Here is a 23,686-nt window from a genome sequence, read left to right as displayed (position 1 = left end):
TGCTTTGATTATTGATAGCAGCGGAATGTCAAACATCGACACTAAAGAATATGATCTAGCGTTGGGTGATACCACGGTTAAGCTTTTTATTAAAAGTAGCGATACAAGTGGGATCAATTTTATTAATGTGCATCAAAATGAAGTAACTTCAAAAGGGGCTGGTGAGCATATACTCCAGCAGTTTGGTGGAAGAATGCTATACATTACTCATGGTGATGGTACTCCGCGTAATGTAGAATTTTACTTAAATGGTGAGCGGTATGAATTCGATCCCAATCGCATGTTTGATGATGTAGGTGCAGAAGCTAGCTTAAGAGAGTTTGGCAGTGTTTCAGAAGATGCTTTGAGAGCTGTTAGAAACTTTGCAGAAAGAATTTTAGATTTTTTACTTCCTGGTCAAGATCACGTTATCGCTCTGCACAATAACTACAATTCTCCCAGCTACTCATTCAAGAGCTATTTTTCTCCACCACTTTCTCATGATGTGCTAAAGATTTCTCCAGAAGTGTGTCCGGAAAGTGGAACGGGTGAGTTTTTCTATACGACAGTTGAAGATTGGTTCGATGCTTTAAAACAGAAAGAAATTTTTAATATAGTATTGCAAAATAACAAAGCAGTTGAAGATGATGGTTCTTTATCTGTATATGTAGGGAAGAATAATATTCGGTACTCTAATGTGGAAGCTGAGCATGATCATTTAGAGCAGCAAATAGATATGCTATCTTCTATACACAGTGTTTTATTTCCTCAACCCTTAACAATAGAGTTATAGCAACATGGAACGCACTAACGAACTACCTGTCATCTCGTTTGGCTTTTTAAGTCCAAGTAGCTGTAAAATAGTAGGAGCAATATCAGATAATTTTCCATCTCTCAGTTTTAAATTTTCACAAGATATAATAAATGGAACTTTATTTAGAGTGTGCGCTGTGTGAGGTGTGTTATTTTCTTCATCGAACATACATTCCACATTACCATGGTCTGCTGTAACAATGAGTGCAGTATTACCCACTTCTTTGACAACGCTGAGTACTTTTGCAAGGCAATCATCTACAGCGAGCACAGCTTGCTCGGCTGCTTTTATATTACCTGTGTGTCCCACCATATCAGGGTTAGCGTAGTTTACAACTATCAGCGCAAATTCTTGAGAATGAATTTTTTTTACAAGCTCTTCTGTGAGCTCAAAGGCTGACATTTCAGGCTGCAGGTCATAAGTTTTAACTTTTGGTGAAGGAATGAGTATTCTTTCTTCACCAGAAAAAGGTTCTTCTCTTCCACAATTAAAAAAGAAAGTCACATGCGCGTATTTCTCAGTTTCAGCAATGCGCAGTTGCCGTAATTTATTGTCTTCTATTATCTGTCCCAAAGTGTTGGCAAAAGATTCAGGAGGAAAGAGATAAGGGATTTTTAAGTCCGCTTTATATTGCATCATACTTAAAATTGAAGAAAATTTTGCTACCTTAGCGTAATCTGTTTTGCCTAGCAAAATACTTGCCAATTGTATCATTCGATCAGCACGAAAGTTAGCCAATAGCAATCCATCTTCTGGTTTTATACCTTGATAATCGCCTATTATTGCGGGCCTGATAAATTCATCGGTTATATTATTTTGATAATTTTCATCAATAAGCGATACTGCATCATCATAACGAGGCGCCTTTGCAAATGCGATGGCTTCATAAGCTTCAATTGTTCTTTCCCACCTATTATCACGGTCCATAGCATAATAACGCCCAGAGACAGTGGCGATTCTTATATCATTTTCCTTTATGCTTTCTGTAAATTCTTGAATGCATCTTTTCCCTGAATTTGGCAATGTATCTCTGCCATCTAAAAATGCGTGTATTACAACTTTAATTCCGCGCTGTGATATCTTGTTTGCTAAAGCTGAAATGTGCTTTTGATGCGAATGAACACCACCATCTGATATCAATCCCATTATATGGCATATGCCATTCTTACTTTTTAGATCATTAATAAAATTCTGTAGATTTGCATTATTTTCTATCGTTTCGATTGCTTGATTAATACGCTGAAGGCTTTGCATTACCACTCTACCGCTACCAATATTCATGTGACCAACTTCTGAATTGCCTATTTGGCCTTCTGGTAATCCAACATCAGTTCCACAGGCAGATAAACTGCACTTTGGATAATTAGAGCTAATATGTTGCCAACAAGGTGGATTTGAATTGCTAATAGCATTGTATTTACTATTTTCTATTCCATTACCCCAGCCATCTAGTATACATAAAACGACTGATTTAAAGTTCATATAAAAGTTAACATCGAAACCCTCAATGGTACCAAAAACAAATTCTTCTCACAACTTTTGTGTTAAAATAAGAGATAGAAAAAGCTGCTTGGAGGCAATGGTATATGAAGTTTTTCATAAAATATTTTATTAAAGTGATTGACAGTTGCTGAAGTGTTTACTAAAACACTTGCATAGCTTTAATAGTGAGGTCAAATGAGTTATAGCCAATATGTAAAGGATAATACTTTAGCAACATCAGGTGCTATAATTAATGTTGATAGATTAGTAAACTTTTTAAAAAGCAATACAAACATTACAAGACTTATTTTACGATGTTCAAAAATTAATTATGAGGTTATAAAAGAATTAGCTCAGCTTTCTCATCTTACTTCACTTGATCTAAGTTGCAGTTATGTTGGTACAGAAGGTGCAAAGATTTTAGCAAGCGGGAATCTTATAAATCTTACTTCGCTTGATTTAGGAGGAAACGAAATTGGTGATGAAGGTGTAGAGGCTTTAGCCAGTGGAAATCTTACAAGTCTTACTGAGCTTAAATTATATGATAATAAAATTGGCGATAGGGGGGCAAAAGCTTTAGCAAGTGGAAACCTTCAAAAGCTTATTTTACTGAGTTTAGGATGGAATGAAATCAGTAATGAAGGTGCAGAGGCTTTAGCAGCAAGTGGAAACCTTAAAAATCTTATTACACTTAAAGTATATGATAACAGCATTAATTACAGAGATGTACAGACTTTGGCGAGTGGAAATTTGGTGCGTCTTACTTCGCTCATTTACAATTATTGCAGTATTGATGAAACATTGCCAAAAAATGTCCTTCCTCAATTAAAAAGGAAATGTAATAAAAGAAAAATAGGAGAGGAGCCAGATAGCAAGCTAAGTGAAGCGCAGACATCTTTGCATTTTGACAGTAAAGGCTTTAAAACTATATAACTTCACACGTTTTGTCTGTTTAAGAGACAAAAAAAAGGTAGTGAATTTTGGGCTAAAAGTGAAATGTACAGATTGTATAAAATAGTGCTCCCCGGGCCGGATTCGAACCAGCGACCAATTGGTTAACAGCCAACTGCTCTACCACTGAGCTACCGAGGAATAAACTGCTTTCAACTTATCACATTGAACGCCGATTGTAAACGATTTTTATGTAGACTTTAGACCTAGATATCATTCCAGTGCATGGAGCTGTAATCTAGTTCTTATTACCTGATATGCTCATTTGACAGTTAAGTCTTCTCTACCCCTATTTGCATAATACCTTCGTTTACGGTTAAAAGATATCGAGGTAGTAGGGTGTATTAGTTTTTGCAAGCTGTTATTTTGCTATGGATTGCTGTAATGGCATCATCTATTTTATTGTTATCACAGCCTGTTTGGGCAAGTTCGGCATTTCCACCGCAATCCCTTCTGGTTACAGTAGATACTAGCTCTTTTGCATTGATCTTATTAGTTAAATCTTTACTTACTTTGACAATCAAAACTGTTTTATCCTTTTCTGTTACCATGAAGGCTATTACAGTTTTCGGTTTTTGTTGCTGTAGAGCAAATTCCCTTATGATACTTCCTGGAACGTCAGTAAAAGTGTGGATTACGAAATTTATTCCATTTATTTCAGTACTTTTTATATTTTCTACACTGATAATCTTTTTATAAAGATTTTTTATTTTGGTTTCAAATTCTTTGCGCTCTTGGCTTAAAATACTGAGTCGACTTATTATTTCATTTACTGGTGCTTTTACGCATTCTGCAACTTTTTTTAAGCTAATTTCGTTATTGCGTACATAATTAATTGCTTCTTGACCGGTTAAAGCTTCAATTCTTCTTACTCGAGATGCAACGGAACATTCTGCTGCTATCTTAAACAAACCAATTTCTCCGGTACGCTCCACGTGTGTACCACCACATAATTCTTTTGAATCTCCAATTTTTACAACCCTAACATTATCACCATATTTTTCACCAAATAAGGCCATCGCTCCTTCGTCTATTGCCTCATCCATACCTTGAACTTTTGTGGACGTAGAAAGATTTTCTCTGATTAGAGAGTTTACTATATCTTCTACTGAAGACAGCTGATCCTGAGTGACTGGCTTATTGTGACTAAAGTCAAATCTTAGTCTATTTGGTGCGACTAGAGAACCTTTTTGAGTAACGTGATCACCTAAGATTTTTCTGAGTGCAAAGTGTAGAAGATGTGTAGCTGAATGATTTCTTCTTAAGTCTTGTCTTCTTTTTTTGTTAATACTAGCTGTAACTGTATCACCTTTACGAACTGAACCAGACTCCACTATACATCTGTGTAAATATAGGTCATTAATCTTGTTGGTATTTTCCACTATGATTACGCCTAAATCTGGTGTCATTCCAGCGCGTGACGCTGGAATCTGGATCCCAGTATCAAGTACTGGGATGACAAGAAGGAACTTTCCAATATCTCCCACTTGTCCACCTGACTCTCCATAAAAAGGTGTTTTATCAAGTATAATAGTTATCTTTTCTCCTTCTTTTGCAGAATCAATTACTTCATTTTTAGAGGAAATTATTGCGAGTACTGTTGCATCCTTTACTTCATCACGTTCATAACCAACAAATTCCGTTTTGCCAAACTGATCGATTAAATTAAACCATACTTGTTCAACAGATTTTTCACCAGATCCAGTCCAATTAGCACGTGCTCTTTCTTTTTGCTCTTTCATTGCATTATCAAAACCTTTTTGGTCAAAATTTATTTTCCTTTCTTTCAAAATATCAAGTGTGATATCCAAAGGAAATCCATAAGTGTCATATAGTTTGAATGCTGATTCTCCAGATAGAGTGTCACCTGATTTTAAATCTGCAGTGAATTTGTCCAAGAGATTAATGCCTTTCATTAAAGTGTCTTTAAAGTTTTCTTCCTCTGATTTTAACGTTGTTTCTATTAAGCTTTTAACTCTGATTAGCTCTGGATAAGCATCTCCCATATAAGCCAAACTTGTGCCATCTATGAGTGCAGGAAAAACAAGGTTCAATAGAGAATCATTATATCCAAGTAGGTGGATATAACGTGCTGCTCTCCTGATCAATCTGCGTAGTACATAATTTCTTCCTTCATTTCCAGGAAGCACTCCTTCTGCGATGAGAAATGCAGCTGCACGAAGGTGATCTGCGATAATCTTATGAGCTACTTTATTTTCCGTATTTCCACAGTACTCTTGCGATTTACTTACCAGAGCAGAAAATAGGTCAATATCATAGTTATCATGAACGTTCTGCATAACAGCTGCTATTCTTTCAAGGCCCATTCCGGTATCGATGCATTTTTTTGGTAATTTTTGTAAATTACCTTCTTCATCTTTATTAAATTCCATGAACACCAGGTTCCAAATTTCAACAATTCTGTCGTCTTCATGTAAAGCGGAATTTCCATGATCGTAAAAGATTTCAGAACATGGGCCACATGGACCAGTATTGCCCATGCTCCAAAAGTTATCATCTGTTGTAATTCTTATGATTTTATCATCTGAAAAGCCACTTATCTTACGCCAAATTTCATATGCTTCATCATCAGTGTGGTAAACAGTTATGGATAGTCTGTTTTTATCAAGAGACAATTCTTCAGTAATAAATTTCCACGCAAATTCTATCGCAGTTTCTTTAAAGTAATCACCAAAGCTAAAATTTCCGAGCATTTCAAAAAATGTGTGATGCCGAGATGTATAGCCAACATTTTCAAGATCATTGTGTTTACCACCTGCTCTGAGACACTTTTGACTTGAGACGGCACGTTTCATTTCAGTTTTTTGCGTGCCGGTAAAGATGTTTTTGAACTGTACCATACCAGCATTTGTAAACATGAGTGTTGGATCATGCTCTGGAATCAAAGGAGAAGAAGGAACTTGCTCGTGATTATTATTTACAAAAAATTTTATAAATCTTTCTCTAATTTCGTTTAGCTTCATCGTTTTTACTGAGGTTATCTATGCATAATAAGTTGTAACAGAAGTAAAATCAATTTATCAATCTAAATATTAATATATACATTACTTAGTATAATAAAAGTAACTTTTACATAAAAATTTTAATAAAAAGATATAGGTTTAAATATTTTATCCACTAACATAGAGAAGTATTTGTTAATTCAAATAATATTTTTGTTAATTAATTTAAGGAGTGTGAAATGCCAAAAAAATTCCAAAACACTAAGAATAGCATGCGAAAGAGAGAAACAACAAATAAGCAGGAGATGGATGGTCCAACAATTAGAATTGTATCTGACTTGGAAAGTATAAAACAAAACAGAAGAGTAGAATTTTTAATTAAAGGAGAGAATTTAATAGTAAAAGACCTCTCTATATCTTCTAGAGCAGCTGAGATAGGCTTGGTTACAGGAATAGTAAATTCAATAGACATTCCTCAAGCAATTCGTGAATCGACAATAGATGGAATTATTTTAGGTCTTAAGAATGGAGAAATAGAAAAAAGTAAAGAATATAATTATAGAGAATTTAAGAAAATATATCTAAAAAACCTTGTAGATGAATTGGGTAAGGATAGTTCAAAAAAGCTAAAAGAAAGAACTGATGAAAATAGCCAATTGAGAGAATCTACTACTGAAGAAATTGATTATCAGATGCAGGAAGATGTAACTATCGAATCAGCTTCTTTAACAAAACAAGAATTCGATTTTGCATCAAGCAAAGTAACTACTAAAGAGATTAATGACGTAATAAATGAAATAGAAGAATCAAATGCTAGTTATGGAATTACTCTTGAAGATATAAGTAGTGTTTCCCGTTTTGATAGTAATTCACAAGAAGTGTTAGATCATTCTATATTTAATAGCACAGATGTGGAAGGGCCTAAATTACCCGAAATAAATGGAGGACAGTATATAGGAATAGCAGGGATTGCTGGTGGTATATTTGGTGGAGTGCTAGCAGTAGCTTTTGCAGGATTAGGATACTTTGTATGGCATAGAAAAAATAGGGAAGGTAGCTACGATGTTGAAAAAGCGATGAAAAACCTTCCTGAACAAGCTCAACTTGAGCATTCCGGATCTACATCAGAAATAGAATCTTTGCTCAGCAATGCTACATCGGTAGCACATCTATCTTCTCAGATTAGTGTCGAGTAAGATTCCAGAGTTTGATGGCACAACAGTGCCATCAACTTAGCTCTTACAGCACTTATATGCTCTGGAACCAAAGGAGAAGAAATTTTCCTGTCTTACAAAAAATTTTATAACTCTTTCTCTAATTTTATATCGTTTTTACTAAGGTATAATAAATTGCAATGAGAAATTCAGATATTAATATATGTATTATTTAGTATAATAAAAATATAAAAATCTTAGTGAAAAGATGTGGACTTAAATAATTTATCTTTTATACATAAGGAAATATTGGTCAGCTTGGGGGTCATATATGTCAAGAAGATTTAAAAATACTGTAGGAAAAAAAAGATCAATCAATAAGGAAAAAAGGAATAGATGGATTAGTATTGAATCAGAATTGCGAGATGTAGAACAAAACAGAACAATATATTTTCTATTGGGAGGAGGTGATTTAAAACTTAAGTATGTATGTATGCTTGACGATACATCTTATCGTATTCTTGTTGCTGAAGGAGAAATAGTGCATGCAGAAAATCCAAAAGTGATGATTGATGATATTGTTTCTGATCTCAAGAGTGGAAAAATACGAAGTTATAAAAGATATAATGCCAAAGAGTTTTATGAAAAGTATCTCAAAGAGTTTTTGAGTAATGAGAACTTGCAAAAGCTGGAAGCTGGTGATATTGAAAATACAACAGCAGAACTACCAAACTTAAAACAAGTAATGGAAGAAATGAAAAAATCAAACGCTAGCAATGGAATTACAATGCGAAATATAGAAAGTGTTCAAAATACGACGAATATTTTGGGTAATCCTATGATTCATGATACAAACTTGAGAGAGTTTAAATTATTGGAAACACCTTCAAACGAGAAAAATAATATAGTGTTCACAGTAGGTATGTTAGCAGTAACAGTAGCTTTGGTAGCAGCTGTACCATTTAAATGTTGGTTTTATAATAGAAAAAATAAAAGCCATAGTAGTGCTAAGGAAGAAACTCCATCTAGTTATTTATTAAGTGCAATAACTTTAGAAAGTGGAACTAATTCTATTCGTTAGCCAAAATATTGCAAAAATAGAATTTTTTTATTATTTTTTTACAGTTTCCTCATTTAATAATTTTTATGCTCTAATTATTATACTTAATTTATCATTACCTGTTGTGTAAACAGGATGAGAATTTTCAATAATCTACATCCTTTAGTAAGAAAAAATCAATACATTCACGATAAATTTACCTCATATCTGTGTTTTATATGTGGAATTTCGAATGGAAAATTATGCAGGCAAAGAAAGAAGAATAGTGAATATAGTTACTCAACATTGGAGTGATATAAAAGGATCAGATAGAGAATGGCCAGAAAGACATGAAATAGACACTGCAGAAATCATGGAGTCATGGCAGCATTGTTTTATCATTGAAGTTAAAGATCGAGGTTATATTTGTGAAAATGCAGGAGAAAAAGCTATTGAATTCTATGGTTTTGAAAAAAAGATGTACATCGATGATAAGTATGCAATTGATGCACCATTTTTGCGGTTATATAAAATAGATGCAGTTATTGATAAACTTGAGACTGTAATAGAGAGTAAATGCTCAATTAACGAAGAGGAAGAAAGTGAAAGTGTTAAAATAAGGCAAGTATTGCTACCAATTGGGAATGAAGAAGGTATAACACATATACTGGGTGTGATTACATTCAAGCTGCTTTAAAATACAATTTTAATTTGATTCTTTAATAAAATTATCTATACTCATACTTAATTACTAATAAAGAACTAAATAGTGGTGTTTGTAAATTTGTTTAGAATATGACGAAAATAAAATTAAAAACAAAATCTTCTGTCAAAAAGCGCTTTCACCTTACAGCTAAGGGTAAAGTCATCTCTACTCAGTCAGGTAAGAGACATGGCATGGTAAAAAGAAGTAAATCTAATATTCGTAATCAACGCGGTACAACGATTCTCAATAAATCTGACTCGCGTATAGTTAAACTTTATATGCCTTATGGTATTTAATAAAATGGAGGTAAGATAAAAATGGCTCGGATAAAGCGTGGAACCGCTACTCATGCTCGTCATAAAAAGGTATTAAAATTAGCAAAGGGTTATAGAGGACGGGCAAAGAATTGTTATAGAATTGCATTACAAAGGGTTGAAAAAGCACTACAGTATGCTTATAGAGACAGAAGAAATCGCAAGCGTGATTTTCGTGGTTTGTGGATAATACGTATTAATGCAGCGGCAAGAGAACATGGACTTACTTATGGTAGGTTTATGCATGGTCTTAAACTTGTTGGAGTTGATTTGAATAGAAAAATCCTTGCTGAGATGGCTGTTAATCATAAGGATGATTTTGCTAAATTAATAGAAACTGTAAGTAGTAAGTTAGCAGAAAATTCCTAAAGCAAACACACCTGAAAATATGAGAATTATTTTCATGGGGTCACCGGGGTTTGCTGTTGGTGCGTTAAACTTACTATTGAAATTACAGAGTGAAGTAGTAGCAGTATATACCAAAGCTCCAAAGCCTTCTGGACGTAGGCAGAGGTTAACAAAATCGCCAGTACACATCGTTGCTGAAAAAAGTGACATAGAGGTATGTACTCCTGCCTCTTTAAAATCTTCGATAGAGCAAGAAAAGTTTGGAAATTTTAAGCCAGACGTTGCAGTTGTTGCTGCGTATGGATTGATACTTCCAAAAGAAATTTTAAATATTCCCAAATATGGTTGTATTAATATTCATCCATCATTGCTGCCTAGGTGGCGCGGTGCAGCTCCGATACAGCACACAATTTTAGCCGGAGATCAAGAAACCGGAGTTAGCATTATGCAGCTAGATGAAGGATTAGATTCTGGCCCTATTTTAAAACAGAAAAAATTTCTTATTGAAAAAAGCGATAATTATAAGACGTTGTATGATAAATTGTCTGAATTAGGTAGTGATTTACTGCTGAAAGTACTAAACGAAATTGAAAAGCAAGTTCCCTTAAAACAGAGCGATAACGATGCGTGCTATGCTGACAAAGTAAAAGACTATAAAATTTACGCAAGTGACACCTGTGAAATTGCTTATAGAAAGGTTAAAGCATTTTATCCAAAAGCATTCATTAAGGTAGAGAATAAACGTATCAAGATACTTGATGCTGAATTTGAAGCCTTCACTTCAGGACAAGGTGAGATCATTAATGATAATATGCATATAAGTTTAAAAGGTGGTACTTTAATTCCTAAAGTTGTACAAATGGAAGGAAGAAATCCTTGCGATATTAAAGATTTTGTTCGTGGCTTAAAATCAAGTTTAACAAAAAAATTTATAGAATAGACTACTTTGAAAGGAGAGTGAGGAGAGCTAAAGCAACTTCTACAATTTGGTATTCCGCTGCTTGTTAGCGGAATCTACAACAAGATACCGCGTTTTGGTGTACGAACATTGCAATTTGCAGGTAATTTGAGTAGTAGATGGTCAGTGCTTGACACTGGAATCCAGTTTCTATTACCTGGTGTGCTCATTTAAAGTGAAGTTTTCTGGATCCCAGTGTCTGGGGACTGGGATGACATCTTTCTTGATCTCTTGTATCACAATGTTCGTACAGCTATGTGCTTGTTAGCGGAATCTACAACGAGATACCGCAGTGGTATGACGTAGTAGCTATATATAGACAAATTTTCTTTTCTTAGATATAATCTTAAGAAACCTTCCATATGAAAATTAAAAGAGCTTTAATATCAGTATACGATAAGACAAATATAATTGAACTTGCATCGTTTTTGATGCAGCAACAAATAGAAATTCTCTCAACAGGGAATACTTATAAAGTGCTATCAGGTGCGGGAATAAAAACGCAAGAAGTTTCAGATTACACACAATTTCCAGAAATACTAGATGGCAGAGTGAAAACTTTACATCCTAAAATTCATGGAGGAATACTCTGTGATCGAAAAAGGCACGAAAAGGAAATGCAGAATCTAGAAATTAAGCCGATAGATCTGCTTATAACTAACTTATATCCATTTTGGAAAACGGTTAATAGCAACTCAAGTGAGAAGCAAATCATAGAACAAATAGATATAGGTGGAGTAGCATTAATTAGAGCTACAGCAAAAAACTTTCATTTCACTTCAGTGATTTCTAGCATTCAAGATTACGAAACACTGAAAGCTGAGATGATCAAAAATAACAATCAGACAACATTAGAATATAGAAAACATCTAGCAACTAAAGCATTTGCTCTGACTGCACAGTATGATTCTAATATTTACAATTGGTTTTTATCACAGGGTAAAAGCAATGAGTTACCAGAGTTTTTTACTTTATATGGATGTAAAGCACAAGGACTCAGATATGGTGAAAATCCTCATCAAAAAGCTGCATTTTATAGCAATCAATTTAGCAAGTATCCACTGGAGAAAATACATGGAAAAGAGTTGAGCTATAATAATATAGTCGACATAGAGTCTGCACTTAACATAATTTCTGAGTTTCAAGAACCTGCAGCAGTGATAATAAAGCACAATAATCCATGTGGCGCTGCTGTTAGTGATAGTGCTTTAAAAGCATATGAAAAAGCTCTATCATGTGATGAAATAAGCAGTTTTGGTGGAATAGTTGCTTTCAATCGGGAGATAGATTTAAAGCTAGCAGAGAAATTAAACGAGATATTTTTGGAAGTGATGATAGCACCATCGGTAAACAATGAGGCACTAAAAATTTTACAAAAAAAGAAAAATTTAAGAGTGATTATTCATCAATCTCTTCAGCAAAATGCAAAATATCAAATCAAAAATGTTGTTGGCGGGTTCTTAGTGCAAGAAAATAATAACCATACAGTAAAAGTAGAAGAAATAAACCGAGTGACAGAATGCACTACAACAAAAAAAGAGAAGGAAGATCTTATTTTTGCTTGGAAAATATGTAAACATGTAAAATCCAATGCAATAGTGATAGCAAAAGACGGTTGTGCTATTGGCATCGGTGCAGGACAAACAAGCAGAATAGATAGTGTGAATATTGCAGTAAAAAAAGCAGGTGAAAAATGTAAAGGCGCAGCGCTTGCTTCAGATGCATTTTTTCCATTTCCAGATAGTATAGTAGAAAGTGCAAAGCATGGAATTACAGCTATAATTCAGCCAGGTGGCTCATTGAAAGATCAAGACGTGATAGCAGCTGCAAATGAGAATAAAATTGCCATGTTTTTCACTGATGTTCGTAACTTTCTCCATTAAGCTTTGTATCCTGTCAAAATTATACCCACACAGGGCTTTGTTGCATAGCAGCTTATAGGTATGAAAATTGTAGTAAATTTATGTAGTTACTTTAAACTCAACTATACCTATCTGTAATTGTAAGCTGTACTCTTGAGCTCCTGATGCGATTTATAGCAAATCCTAAAATGCCTTGCTGTTTTTCCTTATAGACATTCAGCTTACCTTGTACATTAGCCTATCTGGATGACATTTTACTTTTTCTAGAATATAATAATTCCCTAGAAATTACCCTACTCAATTCTATTGTACCTTGTTTAACATTGAAACATGAGTCTGGAATCTAGAAATTTTTTAAGAACAAAAGTTATTCTAAGTTTTTGTTGGTAAGAAAGACTGGATTCCAGTGGGCTTTGTTGCATAGCTCAGATAAAAAGAACTGGAAGTTACTGACGAAATTCACTATAAAACAGGCATTTAACCTACGAAAGAAAAATATGTCACAAAAAATGAGAGTCAGTAACTGCCATGGATATAACAGATTTCTGCAAGAAAGAGGAAATATTTTTCATTTTATTAATGAGGCAATAGAAAATTGGTACGAAAATAGCCCCAAAATGCGAGGTGGAAATTATATTTATAGTAATAAAGTTGTGATTTTAGTGCATATAGTCGCTAGTCTCTTTAGAATTGGCTTAAGACAAACGGTAGGGTTTATAAAAGGATATTTGCAGCAAGTAGTTAGCAGTCATTAGCTATTCGCAGGCTTCAAGAAGGTTTCAATATTAAGATCAATGATTGCAGAGTTGATAAAAACAATATGGAAGATATTGAAATTGCCATAGACAGTACAAGTATCAGATAATACACCTGGTCACAGTAAGGAAAATAGAGAAGTATCGCAGTTATAAACAGGTAAGAAAGCTACACGTAATATTGAGTATAAATAGTAAAAAAGCTATAGCTGCACAATATAGCAATGGTGCCTACTCCGACCATTATGGTGCTTGCGACTTGCTCAGCTTTCAGCATGCTATAAAAGCATTATATGCAGACAGAGCCTATCAAGCTTTATAAATTGTGCAAAAAATATGATATAAAGACAAAATTTTACCGAAAAATCGTGCAGCGGAGCATACAAAATTGGATTATATGGCTGAAAGGAATGCTGCCATTAGATTATGTGGTAAAGACGGTGTGAAAGAGTGGAAGAAGGAAGCAGTTTATGGAAAAAGGTCATATATTGAAGGATTTTTTTCAAGATTAAAGCAAATATTTGGGTTTAGTTTTAGAAATAGATCTGAAGTAAATCGAGAAAAAGAGTTGCTAATAAAATGTTACTTACTCAATAAATTTACTGATATTGGCATGGCTAAGTTTTAGGTAGTTTCATGAATTTTTTATGCTTTACCCACTATCCGATAAGCGATGCAACAAAGCCATCCCAGTGTAAGCTACTCGGTTGACACCATCATAGAGATCAGCTACTTGGATGATAAAAGTAAGAAATATCGAAGTGTTGTGCTAGACTTTATACCTCTTGCATTCAAACTCACATAAATCATGAATTGTGCACGCTTCACACAAAGGTTTTTGTGCCTTGCAAATGTATCTACCGTGTAAAACTAGCCAATGATGAGCATAAAGTAGGTATTTTTTTGGCACTACATTCAAAAGAGACTGCTCTGTTTTAAGTACATCTTTTTCTTTCACAAGCCCAACTCTATTGCTCACTCTAAAAACGTGAGTATCAACTGCCAATGTTGGAATACCAAGCCCTGAATTTAAGAACACATTAGCGCTCTTTCTCCCAACCCCTGGTAAAGATACCAAATCATCGAAATTAGTAGGCACTTTGCTATTGTACCTCTCAATCAATATTTTGCTGAGCCCGATTATATTTTTTGCTTTGGAATTATATAAACCAATACTGCTTATGCATTTTCTCAGCTCACTTTGCCCAAGATTCAACATCTTTTCTGGCGTATCAGCGATACTAAATAGCTCCTTTGTAATTTTATTAACACTTATATCGGTCGTCCGCGCTGACAGAACTATTGCAACTAATAACGTAAAATGATTGGTATAATTTAGCTCTATTTTTGGCGCAGGATTTGACTGTTGAAATTTTTCAAATATTAATTCTACTTTTTTTGAGTCCATGCATAGAGCTAAAAGCTTATACTATACTGTTTGCTGTGCAAATTCAATTGCTTGAGGATTAGATAGTCCTTCAGTATTAACATCAGACATATCAGTTTTTACCTCATCAAAATTCCTCTCAGCAAATTTGCTTGCCACTTCTGCAAAACACTTTCTAACAAGAGGCATAATTATCGGCATTAATAGCCTTCGTGGATCATACCGTCCTAACAGATCAGTCTCCTTTTGCACTCTATCTCTTGGATCCTCTTCTAGTAAATCTTTTGTGTGCTTGTCAGCATATATTTCACAGCCTTTTGAGAAAACAGGAGCTAACATTTCAATTAATACTGCCAATAACAATAGTGGACCAAGTACAGCTCCACCAACAGTTAATCCATTAGCAATGAAATTTATTGTAACTAAATAAACAGAAAAAGCAGCTAAAGGATAGTTGATAAGAAGCTTACTACTTAGCTCGATATAGCTCATTTTACTCATGAATTCATCAGTAGAAATTTCTGAATTTTTATACTTTTCCATATAATAATTCACTAATAAACCAGAGGCTCTACTAATAGCGATGTTAAATGCTATGATCCACCATGAAAAATAGCAACCTATAGTAACTGTAGTTAACAGGCCTAAGGGTAGAACACTAAGAGTCCGAATAAATAGTAAGGCATTTTTACGTTCTATAAATCTTAACGCTAATTCTTTTTTATCCTCATCTACTAGGTTCTTTTTTTCCTTTAGAGGAGAAATATAATTGAATAATTGTATGCTTGGCTTTGCTATATATTGATATAACTCTTGCATTAACTTTGCACTTTGTACACTCCTCTGAAAATTATCTAAATTTGGATTTAGCAAAATCCTCTCTATTTGAGCCTGAAGTTCATTATAGCTTTTTAGGTCTTCTCCAAACGAACAATCATTTCTTTTTAGTATAGCAATCAACCCATCAAAATCTTTACCTACAGCTTCTTCCTCACTGATTTTTAGCTCGTTAAACAACTTTCTCCTATAGTGAAACTCTCTTGCCGTTAAACGTCCATTACTTTCAGCATCAACGCTGACTTTAACACAAGGATTTCCTGACTCCAAAGGTTTAATGTACTTTTTTAGCTCTTGATAAGCTTTATAAATCTGATCAAATCTATTTTTGTTTCCACCTTTGTCAGGATGGTTTACAAGTATCAATTTATTATATTGTTTTTTCAGAAACTTGCTAAGAGCTTGATAATCTTTACCTACAATTTGTTCAGCTTTTATCTCTAGTACGTTAAACAGACCATTACTATCATAAAACTCCTGACCAGTTAACTTAAAATGTTGACTCATTACTACACCTCACATAAATACACGATGCTATTAGTATAATATATTTAATGTTTCACACAAGCATAAAAATATCAAGCAACCACTAAGAGAAGAAACCCTCTTTCCCATCATACAAATACAACTTATCCATTCTCACCACATCAAAATTGTGTTCCTCAAATTTGATTAGCAAGTTATTCACATCACTATTTGTAATTTCATTATTTGCAATAAACCTGCAGATTATTTGGTCACTTGAAGACTTTGAGCCTCCTGGCCAAATTGCAAGTCCTTTTGAGTATATTGCTATCATTTTCAGATTACTCGATTCAAATAACCTAACTATTTGATCAAAATTGTTGGATTTGTCCCAAGCAAGCGTTATATCACTACCCACTAGCTTTTTAACTTTGTAATCTTGTTCGTAATTGTCTTGTACTTTATTTATTTTACTATCCGAATCACTGCTAATTATAAGCTCAGATAACGTTGTGGGTTTTTTCCCTAGATTATCTATAACAGCTTTTGCAAATTCTTTTGTTCCAACCTTTTGTTTACTCTTTTTCTCCTTATATAAATCAGCGGTATGTACTCCATCTTCCAAAGTCTTGAGCCATGCATCGTAGATTAGTTTTGCAGTACTCACTTGACCAATATAGACCAACATATGTACTGCGGCATTTAAAAGACCAGAAGGATTAGCTATATTTTTTCCTGCAATATCAGGAGCAGAGCCGTGAACCGCTTCAAACATTGCATATTCATTACCTATATTGCTACTTCCTGCAAGCCCTACAGAACCTGAGGTTTGTGCTACTATGTCTGATAATATGTCGCCATATAGATTTTCAGTTACTATAACATCGAAATTCTCGGGTTCTGTGGCAACACGTGCCATTCCAATATCAACTATATAATGTTCCGCCTTTATATCCGGATATTCTTTTGCAATACGATCAAACGCTGCATGAAAAGCGCCGTCAGTCATTTTCATTATGTTGTCTTTAGTCAGGCAAGTTACTTTCTTTCTGTTATGTTTTTTCGCATATTCAAAAGCATACCTGCATATTTTTTCTGAGCCAGATCTAGTAATAATTTTAGTGCATTGGTACGAGTCACCAGTGAGCCTATGCTCTATTCCGGTGTAAACGTCCTCTTCATTTTCGCGTATTACAACAACATCAAATTTATCGAATTTATTTTCTATAACAGGGTGATACGAAATGCATGGTCTAATGTTTGCATACAGCCCTAAGTTCTTTCTGAGTGCAACGTTTAAGCTTTTGTGCCCTTTACCTTGAGGGGTTGTTGTTGGAGATTTGAGTAATATCTTTGTCCTTTCGATAGATTCCCAACCACTTGGAGAAATGCCGTGAGACCATTCTTTACTATAAACACACTCTCCTATTTCAATAATATCTATTGAGATCTCTGCTTTCGCTTCACGCAATATCGACAGCACCGCTTCCATAATTTCTGGTCCGATACCATCACCATACGCAACTGTGACTGATGTTGACATAACTTCCTTAACTGTAAATGATTTAATGTTAATTCAAATAATATAGTGGCACAAGCAGCTAGTACTGTACAAGTTGACATATTTACAGTTATTTAATAACATGTTCTTATGTCAGTTAGTAATGCGGGTGGGGTTATATGGATACTAAAATAAGCTATGCAAGAGTTACGAGACGCATTTTTGCATTTGCGTTTGATCATATTTTATTAACGGCGATAAAGTATTTTATTGGATTTAACGTTGGATGTACCTTAGGTTCTTTAACACCCAATGCGGTTAAAATAATTTCAGACAACGCAACAATTCTTAATGTAACAGCGCTAATATTGGCATTAGCATTTTATGCATTTACGATAATAGAATTCGGCGGAACTCCGGGACAATTATTGCTTCGTATGCATATAAAAGACAAAAATACACTTGAAAAAATCACTATAACACAAACAATAATCAGAACAGGAACTTTTGGAGTGTTATATTTTATAATTTTTTATACAATATTGAGTATTTCTAGTCTATTTATAATTTTACCAATTATTATCATATTGTTTGCAACATTTGATAAGCATAAACAGTTCCTTAATGACAAAATTGCAAAAACAGTAGTGATAGACTATAAACCTAGTTGATGTTTTTCTTTAGTTGTTATCACCAAGGGTGTTATTCCAGCGCGTGACCCACATCTGTACGAACATTGCAATTAGCAGGTAATTTGCATAATAGACGGTGTCATTCCAGTGCTTGACACTGGAATCCAGTTTTCCATATAATCTCATCGAAAACGTTGTAACCACTTTCTATGCTAGTGTGCTTTCATCAACCTGGATCCCAGTGTCAGCTACTTTCATGACAAGAAAAGAAGCACTGGTTTCACATGAATCTGAACAGATATCATGTTTTTCTTTAGTTTACTGCTTGCAAAGTGACTTCTTTCGTTTCTGCATGAGCTAAATTAACTACCAATATCATACCTGAAGAACCCACCTGACCATTCTAGAAAATTTAATGCTGAGTACACTTTACTTTTAGCTTCTTCCACAGTGTTTCCTTCTCCTACTATATTTAGTACCCTTCCGCCATCGGAAATCCAATTACCATTTTCATCTAGCTTAGTACCAGCATGAAATACTAGCACTCCAGGAATGTTTTCAATTTTATCCAATCCTTTAATTACCTCTCCTTTTTGATAATCACCAGGATAGCCTTTACTTGCAACGACTACACAAACTGTAGTTTTGTGATTAAACTCCACCATTTTTGTATTTAACTTGCCTTCTGCAACTGATAACATCAACTTTAGCAAATCACAATTTGGATCAAGTCTAGGTAACATAGATTGTATTTCCGGATCCCCAAACCTAACATTATACTCAAGAAGCTTTGGACTATCTTTGCAAATCATTAAACCAGCAAAGAGTACTCCTTTATAGGATGTTCCCATGTTAGTCAGTGCTTGAATTGTAGGATATATTATTTTTTGGATAATTTTTTGCTCCATCTCCTTACTTATAATCGAAGGTGATGAGTATGACCCCATGCCTCCAGTATTTTGTCCCTCATTATTTTCACCAACTCTCTTGTAATCTTTTGCACACCCAAGGGTTACTACCTTCAACCCATCAATAAGAGCAAAAAAACTTACTTCCTCTCCAATTAAAAACTCTTCTATGATTATTTCTTCACCTGACTCACCAAGATTTTTCTCCACTAGCATTGAATCTATTGCTGAAAAAGCCTCATTTTCTGTGTGGCATATTATGACACCTTTCCCTGCTGCAATTCCATTTGCTTTAATTACAAGCGGCAATTTTATTTTATTACTACGGACAAAATTTTTAGCTAACCTTTCATCAATAAAACGTTCATACTTGGCGGTCGGTATACCATATTGTTTACATAGTTCCTTCGTAAAAGACTTTGATGCCTCAAGTTTTGCAGCTGCTTGACTTGGAGCAAAAACGTTTATCCCCTCCGCAGTTAAATCATCAGCAAGTCCATTAATTATCGGTTGCTCTGGACCAATAATTACTAGCTCTATATTTTCTTTCTTGCAAAATTGTGTAACATCCACTGAATCTTGAATATTTATATTCACAAGAACTCCAAAATTCTCCATGGCCGGGCGACCAGGAGTAACATATAACTTAGTCAAGATAGGAGACTTCTTTAGAGCCCAAAGTAAAGCATGCTCACGCCCACCAGAACCTATAACCAAAACCTTCATCTTTATTTCCTCGCTTTTCTATATATGTCAAAATTATTGTTTGCTTATAACAGTATCATTACTCATGTATCTTTGCAACACGTTTGGTATTGTAACTGACCCATCGGAATTTTGATAATTCTCCATTATGGCAACAATTGTTCTTCCTATGGCTAAAGCTGAGCCGTTTAAAGTGTGAACGTATTTTTTTGTTTTTCTGTCATTTTCTAAGAAGTATTTAGTGTTCATTCTTCTTGCCTGGAACGTACCGCAATTTGAGCAGCTTGATATTTCTCTATATTTATTTTGCTCAGGTAACCATACCTCTATGTCATAAGTCTTTTGTGCAGCAAAACCCATATCGCCACTGCAAAGTAGCATTACTCTATACGGTAGTTCTAATTTTTTTAATATTTCCTCAGCAGCATTTGTCATGCGTTCAAGCTCATCATTTGACTGGTCTTCAGTTGTGATGCTTACCAACTCCACTTTACCAAATTGGTGTTGCCTTATCATACCTCTTGTATCTCGTCCTGCGCTACCAGCTTCTTTACGAAAACATTCTGAATATGCAGTAAAACGAATAGGCAGTTCTTTTTCTTCTATTATTTTGTCAGCAACTAAATTTGTTAAAACTACTTCACTTGTGGGAATTAATCTTAATTTATCGGTAGTTAAATATGAATCATCAAAAAATTTTGGTAGTTGACCAACATTATACATCGCCCTATCCTTTACTAAAACTGGATGATGCACTTCAGTATAACCAAATTCATTAACATGTGTTTCCAGCATAAAATTTATTAATGCTCGTCCAAGCTTAGCTAACTGTCCTTTTAGTATTGTAAACCTTGATCCAGAAATTTTTGCTGCTTGTTCAAAATCCATCAAGCCTAACCTTTCTCCGAGTTCATAATGAAATTTTGGTGTAAAATCAAATTTTCTTCTCTTTCCATATTTTCTGATTTCTACGTTGGAGCTCTCATCTTCACCTGTTGGTACATTTTGTGCAGAAATATTTGGTAAGTTAGATAAAATATCCACTAACTTATTTTTTTCTGTTTGCTCCTTGAGGCTGATTGTCTCTATCTCACTTGTGATGCTTTTTGATAACTTTACTTGTTCTTCACATGGGCTTTTGTTCATTTTAAGCCTCTTTATTTCTTCCGTGACCTCGTTTCGTTGCTTATTTAAAGCTTGCAATTTAGTAGTCAGTGATCTTTTTTTATGGTCAATCTCTAATATTTCTTCTGTAGTAAATTCTTTCACCCCTCTGCTTTTTATTGCTTTTTCAAATCCTTTAGGGTTTTTGCGTATATGTTCTATATCATGCATATGTTGTGCTATTACTAACATCATTACTCTACTTCAAAAGCTTTGAATGCTCAATATTTTTACATATAAATGCTAATATTGATTTTACCTTCATAATTTGCTAGAATTGATAAACGTAAAATATAATATGTTAGCCATCATAGAAAGATACAATAAATCTAAAGAGAGTACTCACTTCACTAAACTTAAGGCTAGTGGAAGATTTGCTGTCTACGCTTTTTGTATATATTTGGCGACTACATTTACCATTGGCTGTTTGGGATTAATAATGGGATCTTTCCTCTTAACCTTACCACTTGCTATGCTCATCTCCAACCCTATAGCTTGGATCTTAATGGGAATAGTGCTTGCAGCGACATACAAGATGGTTATTGAACCTTTATTTTACTTGGTAAAAGGTTATGTTGATGAAAAAGGAACTGTAAAGGAAGAAAAGAGTCCAAAAGAGCAAAAATTCACAAGAAGTAAATCACTGGATAGTGGACTAGATACTATATCAAGACAAACAAATGATTCGGATCAGAGGGTACGTAGAAATTCCTATTCTCCATCTACAGATAGTGGTATTGTACCAGGAAGTGAACCTGCCTCAAGTAACAATAGTCGTAGAAATTCTAATGCTTCAGGAGATAGTGGTTTGGGTGGCAAAGAGTTTCATGAAAATTTACAAACTCTTATGCATCAGACAAATAGAGAAAATTACTATTACTGGCTACAAGAACATGATATTTCTCATATTGCAAGAGCTGTATATAACTATTCAGAAAATTCAAGTGGCAATGTAGTTTTTTGTATTCCTGGTGATGTGAGTACTTTAAACTCAAAACTGAAAGAGTATAAAATAGAACAAGGGAACACAAAAAAAATCTTTGCCTCGATTATTAATTTAGGAGGAAATCACTGGGTAACACTGATAGTCACATGTAATGGTAACAGACAATTTAGAGCTTATTATTGTGACTCATTTGGTAATAAATTACCAAATGAGGTTGAAGGAAAGGTAAAAGACGATATAAGTCTTGCTAATGAGATTGCTGAGAAGTGTCTAGTACCCTTAAATAATGAGGTGGGAAGTTTAATACGGAAAAGAGAAAATAATCCAGATAATGCTAGCCTTAAAGAGAAAAAAGATGATGTTGAAAAAACATTAGGTCATGCAAGAGAATATAGAAATAAGTTAGTTAGTAAGCCAATTGATACTAGTTATATAGTGGGCATATTGCAGGAAACCTTAGAGATAGGAAATGATAGCATAAAGAGTTCTGCGGTTGATCAGCAAAAAGATGGCTGTAATTGTGGAGTATTTGCTTTAGAAAATGCTCATAGGATTACGGAAATGCTCAACGAGGATAAATCATTTGATGAAATTGACAGAGAGTTATCAAAGTACAAGCCTAGTCCAGGACAATTGCACGAGAAGAGAAGAGAGTTCGCAAAAGCACTTATGGAGGATGAAGAGTGGAAAGAATCCATTGCTGAAGGTGGAATTTTACATGATACTATACAGCAGCTCATTTCTGAAGATAGTAAGAAAGAGGAGGCACAATCTACCATAAGTTCGATTATTCAAAATGTTACCACAACGTGTGCAAGACGTTTGGGCTTAAGTAATTAATCTATAAAATCTATGTCCCTACAAATAGGAAGTTTGACGATTGATTCTCCAGTTATTTTAGCGCCAATGTCTGGAGTGACTGACTATCCATTTAGGAGTATTGTAAAGAAACTTGGTGCAAGTTTGCTAGTCTCAGAAATGATTGCAAGCAGAGCTATGATCATGCAAACTCGCCAGAGCATGCAAAAAGCAAAAGTCGATGAACTAACCGCTGTACAACTTGCTGGTTGTGAGCCTGATGTTATGGCGGAAGCTGCAAAGTTAAATGAGGGCATGGGTGCAAAAATCATAGATATAAATTTTGGTTGTCCAGTTAAAAAAGTTGTAAACGGTTACGCAGGGTCAGCACTTATGCGTGATGAAAAAAAGGCTGCTGAGATAATAGAAGCTGTAGTCAAGGCAGTGAGTGTGCCAGTTACAGTAAAAATGCGTACTGGATGGAATGACGAAAATCGTAATGCTCCGCGCTTGGCAAAAATTGCAGAAGATTTGGGAGCAAAGATGATTACTGTACATGGAAGGACAAGGGCACAGCTTTATAATGGTCAAGCAGATTGGAAATTCGTTAGAAATGTTAAAGAGCAGGTAAAAATTCCAGTTATAGTAAATGGAGATATTAAGAGTTTGAATGATGTTCAAAGTGCACTTAAAGAATCTGGGGCAGATGGAGTAATGATAGGTCGTGGTGCTTACGGCAAACCTTGGCTGATTAATCAAGCAATAAACTTTTTGAGTGGAAATAAAGTTTCTGAGCCAACAGCCTCAGAGAGATTAAGCATAATACTCAAGCATTATGACAGTATTCTTGAGTACTATGGAAGCGATACAGGAATAAAGATGGCCCGCAAACATATAGGATGGTACAGTAGCGGGCTTCAAAACTCATCTGAATTTCGTGTAAGAGTAAATAACATAATAGACAGCACAGAGGTGAAAGAAAATATAATCGATTTTTTTAGTTAAAAACAGATTAAAC

General features: G+C 34.5%; 19 protein-coding genes, 1 tRNA gene and 3 pseudogenes. 13 read left to right on the top strand and 10 right to left on the bottom strand.

Annotation, left to right across the window (positions count from 1 at the left end; translation table 11 throughout):
* Nucleotides 1-25 precede the first annotated feature (25 nt).
* On the top strand, nucleotides 26-772 hold the full coding sequence (locus OPR37_RS01465) for a hypothetical protein (RefSeq protein WP_007302088.1): 747 nt from the start codon (nucleotides 26-28) through the stop codon (nucleotides 770-772).
* Here the strand turns inward: OPR37_RS01465 and gpmI are convergent.
* On the bottom strand, nucleotides 767-2,275 hold the full coding sequence (gene gpmI / locus OPR37_RS01460) for a 2,3-bisphosphoglycerate-independent phosphoglycerate mutase (RefSeq protein ID WP_007302087.1): 1,509 nt from the start codon (nucleotides 2,273-2,275) through the stop codon (nucleotides 767-769). The two genes, OPR37_RS01465 and gpmI, sit on opposite strands and share 6 nt — an antisense overlap.
* A 195-nt stretch (nucleotides 2,276-2,470) precedes the next feature.
* On the opposite strand from gpmI, the gene OPR37_RS01455 reads away from it, so the two are divergent.
* The gene (locus OPR37_RS01455; RefSeq protein ID WP_213864013.1) at nucleotides 2,471-3,208 is read left to right on the top strand and encodes a leucine-rich repeat domain-containing protein; all 738 of its coding nucleotides are present in this window, start codon (nucleotides 2,471-2,473) and stop codon (nucleotides 3,206-3,208) included.
* Nucleotides 3,209-3,295: 87 nt separating this feature from the next.
* Here OPR37_RS01455 and OPR37_RS01450 read toward each other — a convergent pair.
* Nucleotides 3,296-3,367 (bottom strand) — tRNA-Asn (locus OPR37_RS01450).
* A 203-nt stretch (nucleotides 3,368-3,570) separates the two neighbouring features.
* Entirely contained in the window at nucleotides 3,571-6,210 is a 2,640-nt protein-coding gene (alaS, locus tag OPR37_RS01445; protein ID WP_096097200.1) for an alanine--tRNA ligase, read from the bottom strand.
* A gap of 218 nt (nucleotides 6,211-6,428) precedes the next feature.
* On the opposite strand from alaS, the gene OPR37_RS01440 reads away from it, so the two are divergent.
* From OPR37_RS01440 to fmt, 6 genes are all read left to right on the top strand, one after another.
* Nucleotides 6,429-7,385, top strand: a complete 957-nt coding sequence (locus tag OPR37_RS01440) for a hypothetical protein (protein WP_264684953.1) — start codon at nucleotides 6,429-6,431, stop codon at nucleotides 7,383-7,385.
* A 289-nt stretch (nucleotides 7,386-7,674) separates the two neighbouring features.
* Nucleotides 7,675-8,424, top strand: coding sequence for a hypothetical protein (locus OPR37_RS01435; protein WP_007302083.1), 750 nt, complete (start codon nucleotides 7,675-7,677; stop codon nucleotides 8,422-8,424).
* 211 nt (nucleotides 8,425-8,635) lie between these two features.
* Nucleotides 8,636-9,079, top strand: coding sequence for a PAS domain-containing protein (locus OPR37_RS01430; RefSeq protein ID WP_019236701.1), 444 nt, complete (start codon nucleotides 8,636-8,638; stop codon nucleotides 9,077-9,079).
* Nucleotides 9,080-9,177: 98 nt separating this feature from the next.
* Nucleotides 9,178-9,384 carry a 50S ribosomal protein L35 gene (rpmI, locus tag OPR37_RS01425; RefSeq protein WP_006013548.1) on the top strand — a complete coding sequence of 69 codons (207 nt, stop codon included), beginning with the start codon at nucleotides 9,178-9,180 and terminating at the stop codon, nucleotides 9,382-9,384.
* 21 nt (nucleotides 9,385-9,405) lie between these two features.
* The gene (gene rplT, locus OPR37_RS01420; RefSeq protein WP_007302081.1) at nucleotides 9,406-9,771 is read left to right on the top strand and encodes a 50S ribosomal protein L20; all 366 of its coding nucleotides are present in this window, start codon (nucleotides 9,406-9,408) and stop codon (nucleotides 9,769-9,771) included.
* A gap of 19 nt (nucleotides 9,772-9,790) precedes the next feature.
* Nucleotides 9,791-10,690, top strand: a complete 900-nt coding sequence (gene fmt, locus OPR37_RS01415) for a methionyl-tRNA formyltransferase (protein WP_096097199.1) — start codon at nucleotides 9,791-9,793, stop codon at nucleotides 10,688-10,690.
* 87 nt (nucleotides 10,691-10,777) lie between these two features.
* Here the strand turns inward: fmt and OPR37_RS06270 are convergent.
* Nucleotides 10,778-10,918: pseudogene (locus OPR37_RS06270) on the bottom strand (WPE palindromic element domain-containing protein); the annotation flags it as partial.
* Nucleotides 10,919-11,070: 152 nt separating this feature from the next.
* Here OPR37_RS06270 and purH point away from each other — a divergent pair.
* Together purH and OPR37_RS06265 are read left to right on the top strand one after the other, a co-directional pair.
* The gene (gene purH / locus OPR37_RS01405) at nucleotides 11,071-12,591 is read left to right on the top strand and encodes a bifunctional phosphoribosylaminoimidazolecarboxamide formyltransferase/IMP cyclohydrolase (protein ID WP_007301976.1); all 1,521 of its coding nucleotides are present in this window, start codon (nucleotides 11,071-11,073) and stop codon (nucleotides 12,589-12,591) included.
* Nucleotides 12,592-13,067: 476 nt separating this feature from the next.
* A pseudogene (locus OPR37_RS06265) lies at nucleotides 13,068-13,953 on the top strand (IS5 family transposase).
* 141 nt (nucleotides 13,954-14,094) lie between these two features.
* Here OPR37_RS06265 and nth read toward each other — a convergent pair.
* From nth to icd, 3 genes are all read right to left on the bottom strand, one after another.
* Complete coding sequence (gene nth, locus OPR37_RS01390) at nucleotides 14,095-14,733, bottom strand: endonuclease III (protein WP_007301977.1); 639 nt, start codon at nucleotides 14,731-14,733, stop codon at nucleotides 14,095-14,097.
* 21 nt (nucleotides 14,734-14,754) lie between these two features.
* On the bottom strand, nucleotides 14,755-16,056 hold the full coding sequence (locus OPR37_RS01385; RefSeq protein ID WP_213864012.1) for a molecular chaperone DnaJ: 1,302 nt from the start codon (nucleotides 16,054-16,056) through the stop codon (nucleotides 14,755-14,757).
* 82 nt (nucleotides 16,057-16,138) lie between these two features.
* Nucleotides 16,139-17,557 carry an isocitrate dehydrogenase gene (gene icd / locus OPR37_RS01380; protein ID WP_264684952.1) on the bottom strand — a complete coding sequence of 473 codons (1,419 nt, stop codon included), beginning with the start codon at nucleotides 17,555-17,557 and terminating at the stop codon, nucleotides 16,139-16,141.
* A gap of 137 nt (nucleotides 17,558-17,694) precedes the next feature.
* Here icd and OPR37_RS01375 point away from each other — a divergent pair, with 137 nt between their 5' ends.
* Nucleotides 17,695-18,186, top strand: coding sequence for an RDD family protein (locus OPR37_RS01375; RefSeq protein ID WP_026097229.1), 492 nt, complete (start codon nucleotides 17,695-17,697; stop codon nucleotides 18,184-18,186).
* Between the two features lie 74 nt (nucleotides 18,187-18,260).
* Here the strand turns inward: OPR37_RS01375 and OPR37_RS06260 are convergent.
* The 3 genes and pseudogenes from OPR37_RS06260 to serS form a co-directional block, all read right to left on the bottom strand.
* Nucleotides 18,261-18,326, bottom strand: a pseudogene (locus OPR37_RS06260) (WPE palindromic element domain-containing protein); the annotation flags it as partial.
* A gap of 183 nt (nucleotides 18,327-18,509) precedes the next feature.
* Nucleotides 18,510-19,781, bottom strand: coding sequence for a phosphoribosylamine--glycine ligase (gene purD, locus OPR37_RS01370; protein ID WP_213864009.1), 1,272 nt, complete (start codon nucleotides 19,779-19,781; stop codon nucleotides 18,510-18,512).
* Between the two features lie 33 nt (nucleotides 19,782-19,814).
* Complete coding sequence (gene serS, locus OPR37_RS01365; protein ID WP_264685027.1) at nucleotides 19,815-21,095, bottom strand: serine--tRNA ligase; 1,281 nt, start codon at nucleotides 21,093-21,095, stop codon at nucleotides 19,815-19,817.
* A 127-nt stretch (nucleotides 21,096-21,222) separates the two neighbouring features.
* On the opposite strand from serS, the gene OPR37_RS01360 reads away from it, so the two are divergent.
* Both OPR37_RS01360 and dusB read left to right on the top strand, forming a co-directional pair.
* On the top strand, nucleotides 21,223-22,710 hold the full coding sequence (locus tag OPR37_RS01360; protein WP_213864008.1) for a hypothetical protein: 1,488 nt from the start codon (nucleotides 21,223-21,225) through the stop codon (nucleotides 22,708-22,710).
* A gap of 12 nt (nucleotides 22,711-22,722) precedes the next feature.
* Nucleotides 22,723-23,673 (top strand): tRNA dihydrouridine synthase DusB, encoded by a 951-nt coding sequence (gene dusB, locus OPR37_RS01355; RefSeq protein WP_010402373.1) that lies wholly within the window; start codon nucleotides 22,723-22,725, stop codon nucleotides 23,671-23,673.
* The last annotated feature ends 13 nt before the right edge of the window (nucleotides 23,674-23,686 follow it).

The sequence above is a fragment of the Wolbachia endosymbiont (group B) of Lycaena phlaeas genome (genome assembly GCF_947251875.1).
Classification (GTDB): domain Bacteria; phylum Pseudomonadota; class Alphaproteobacteria; order Rickettsiales; family Anaplasmataceae; genus Wolbachia.
Note: the sequence above shows the minus strand (reverse complement) of the source record. Positions and strands in the feature narration are given on the sequence as shown.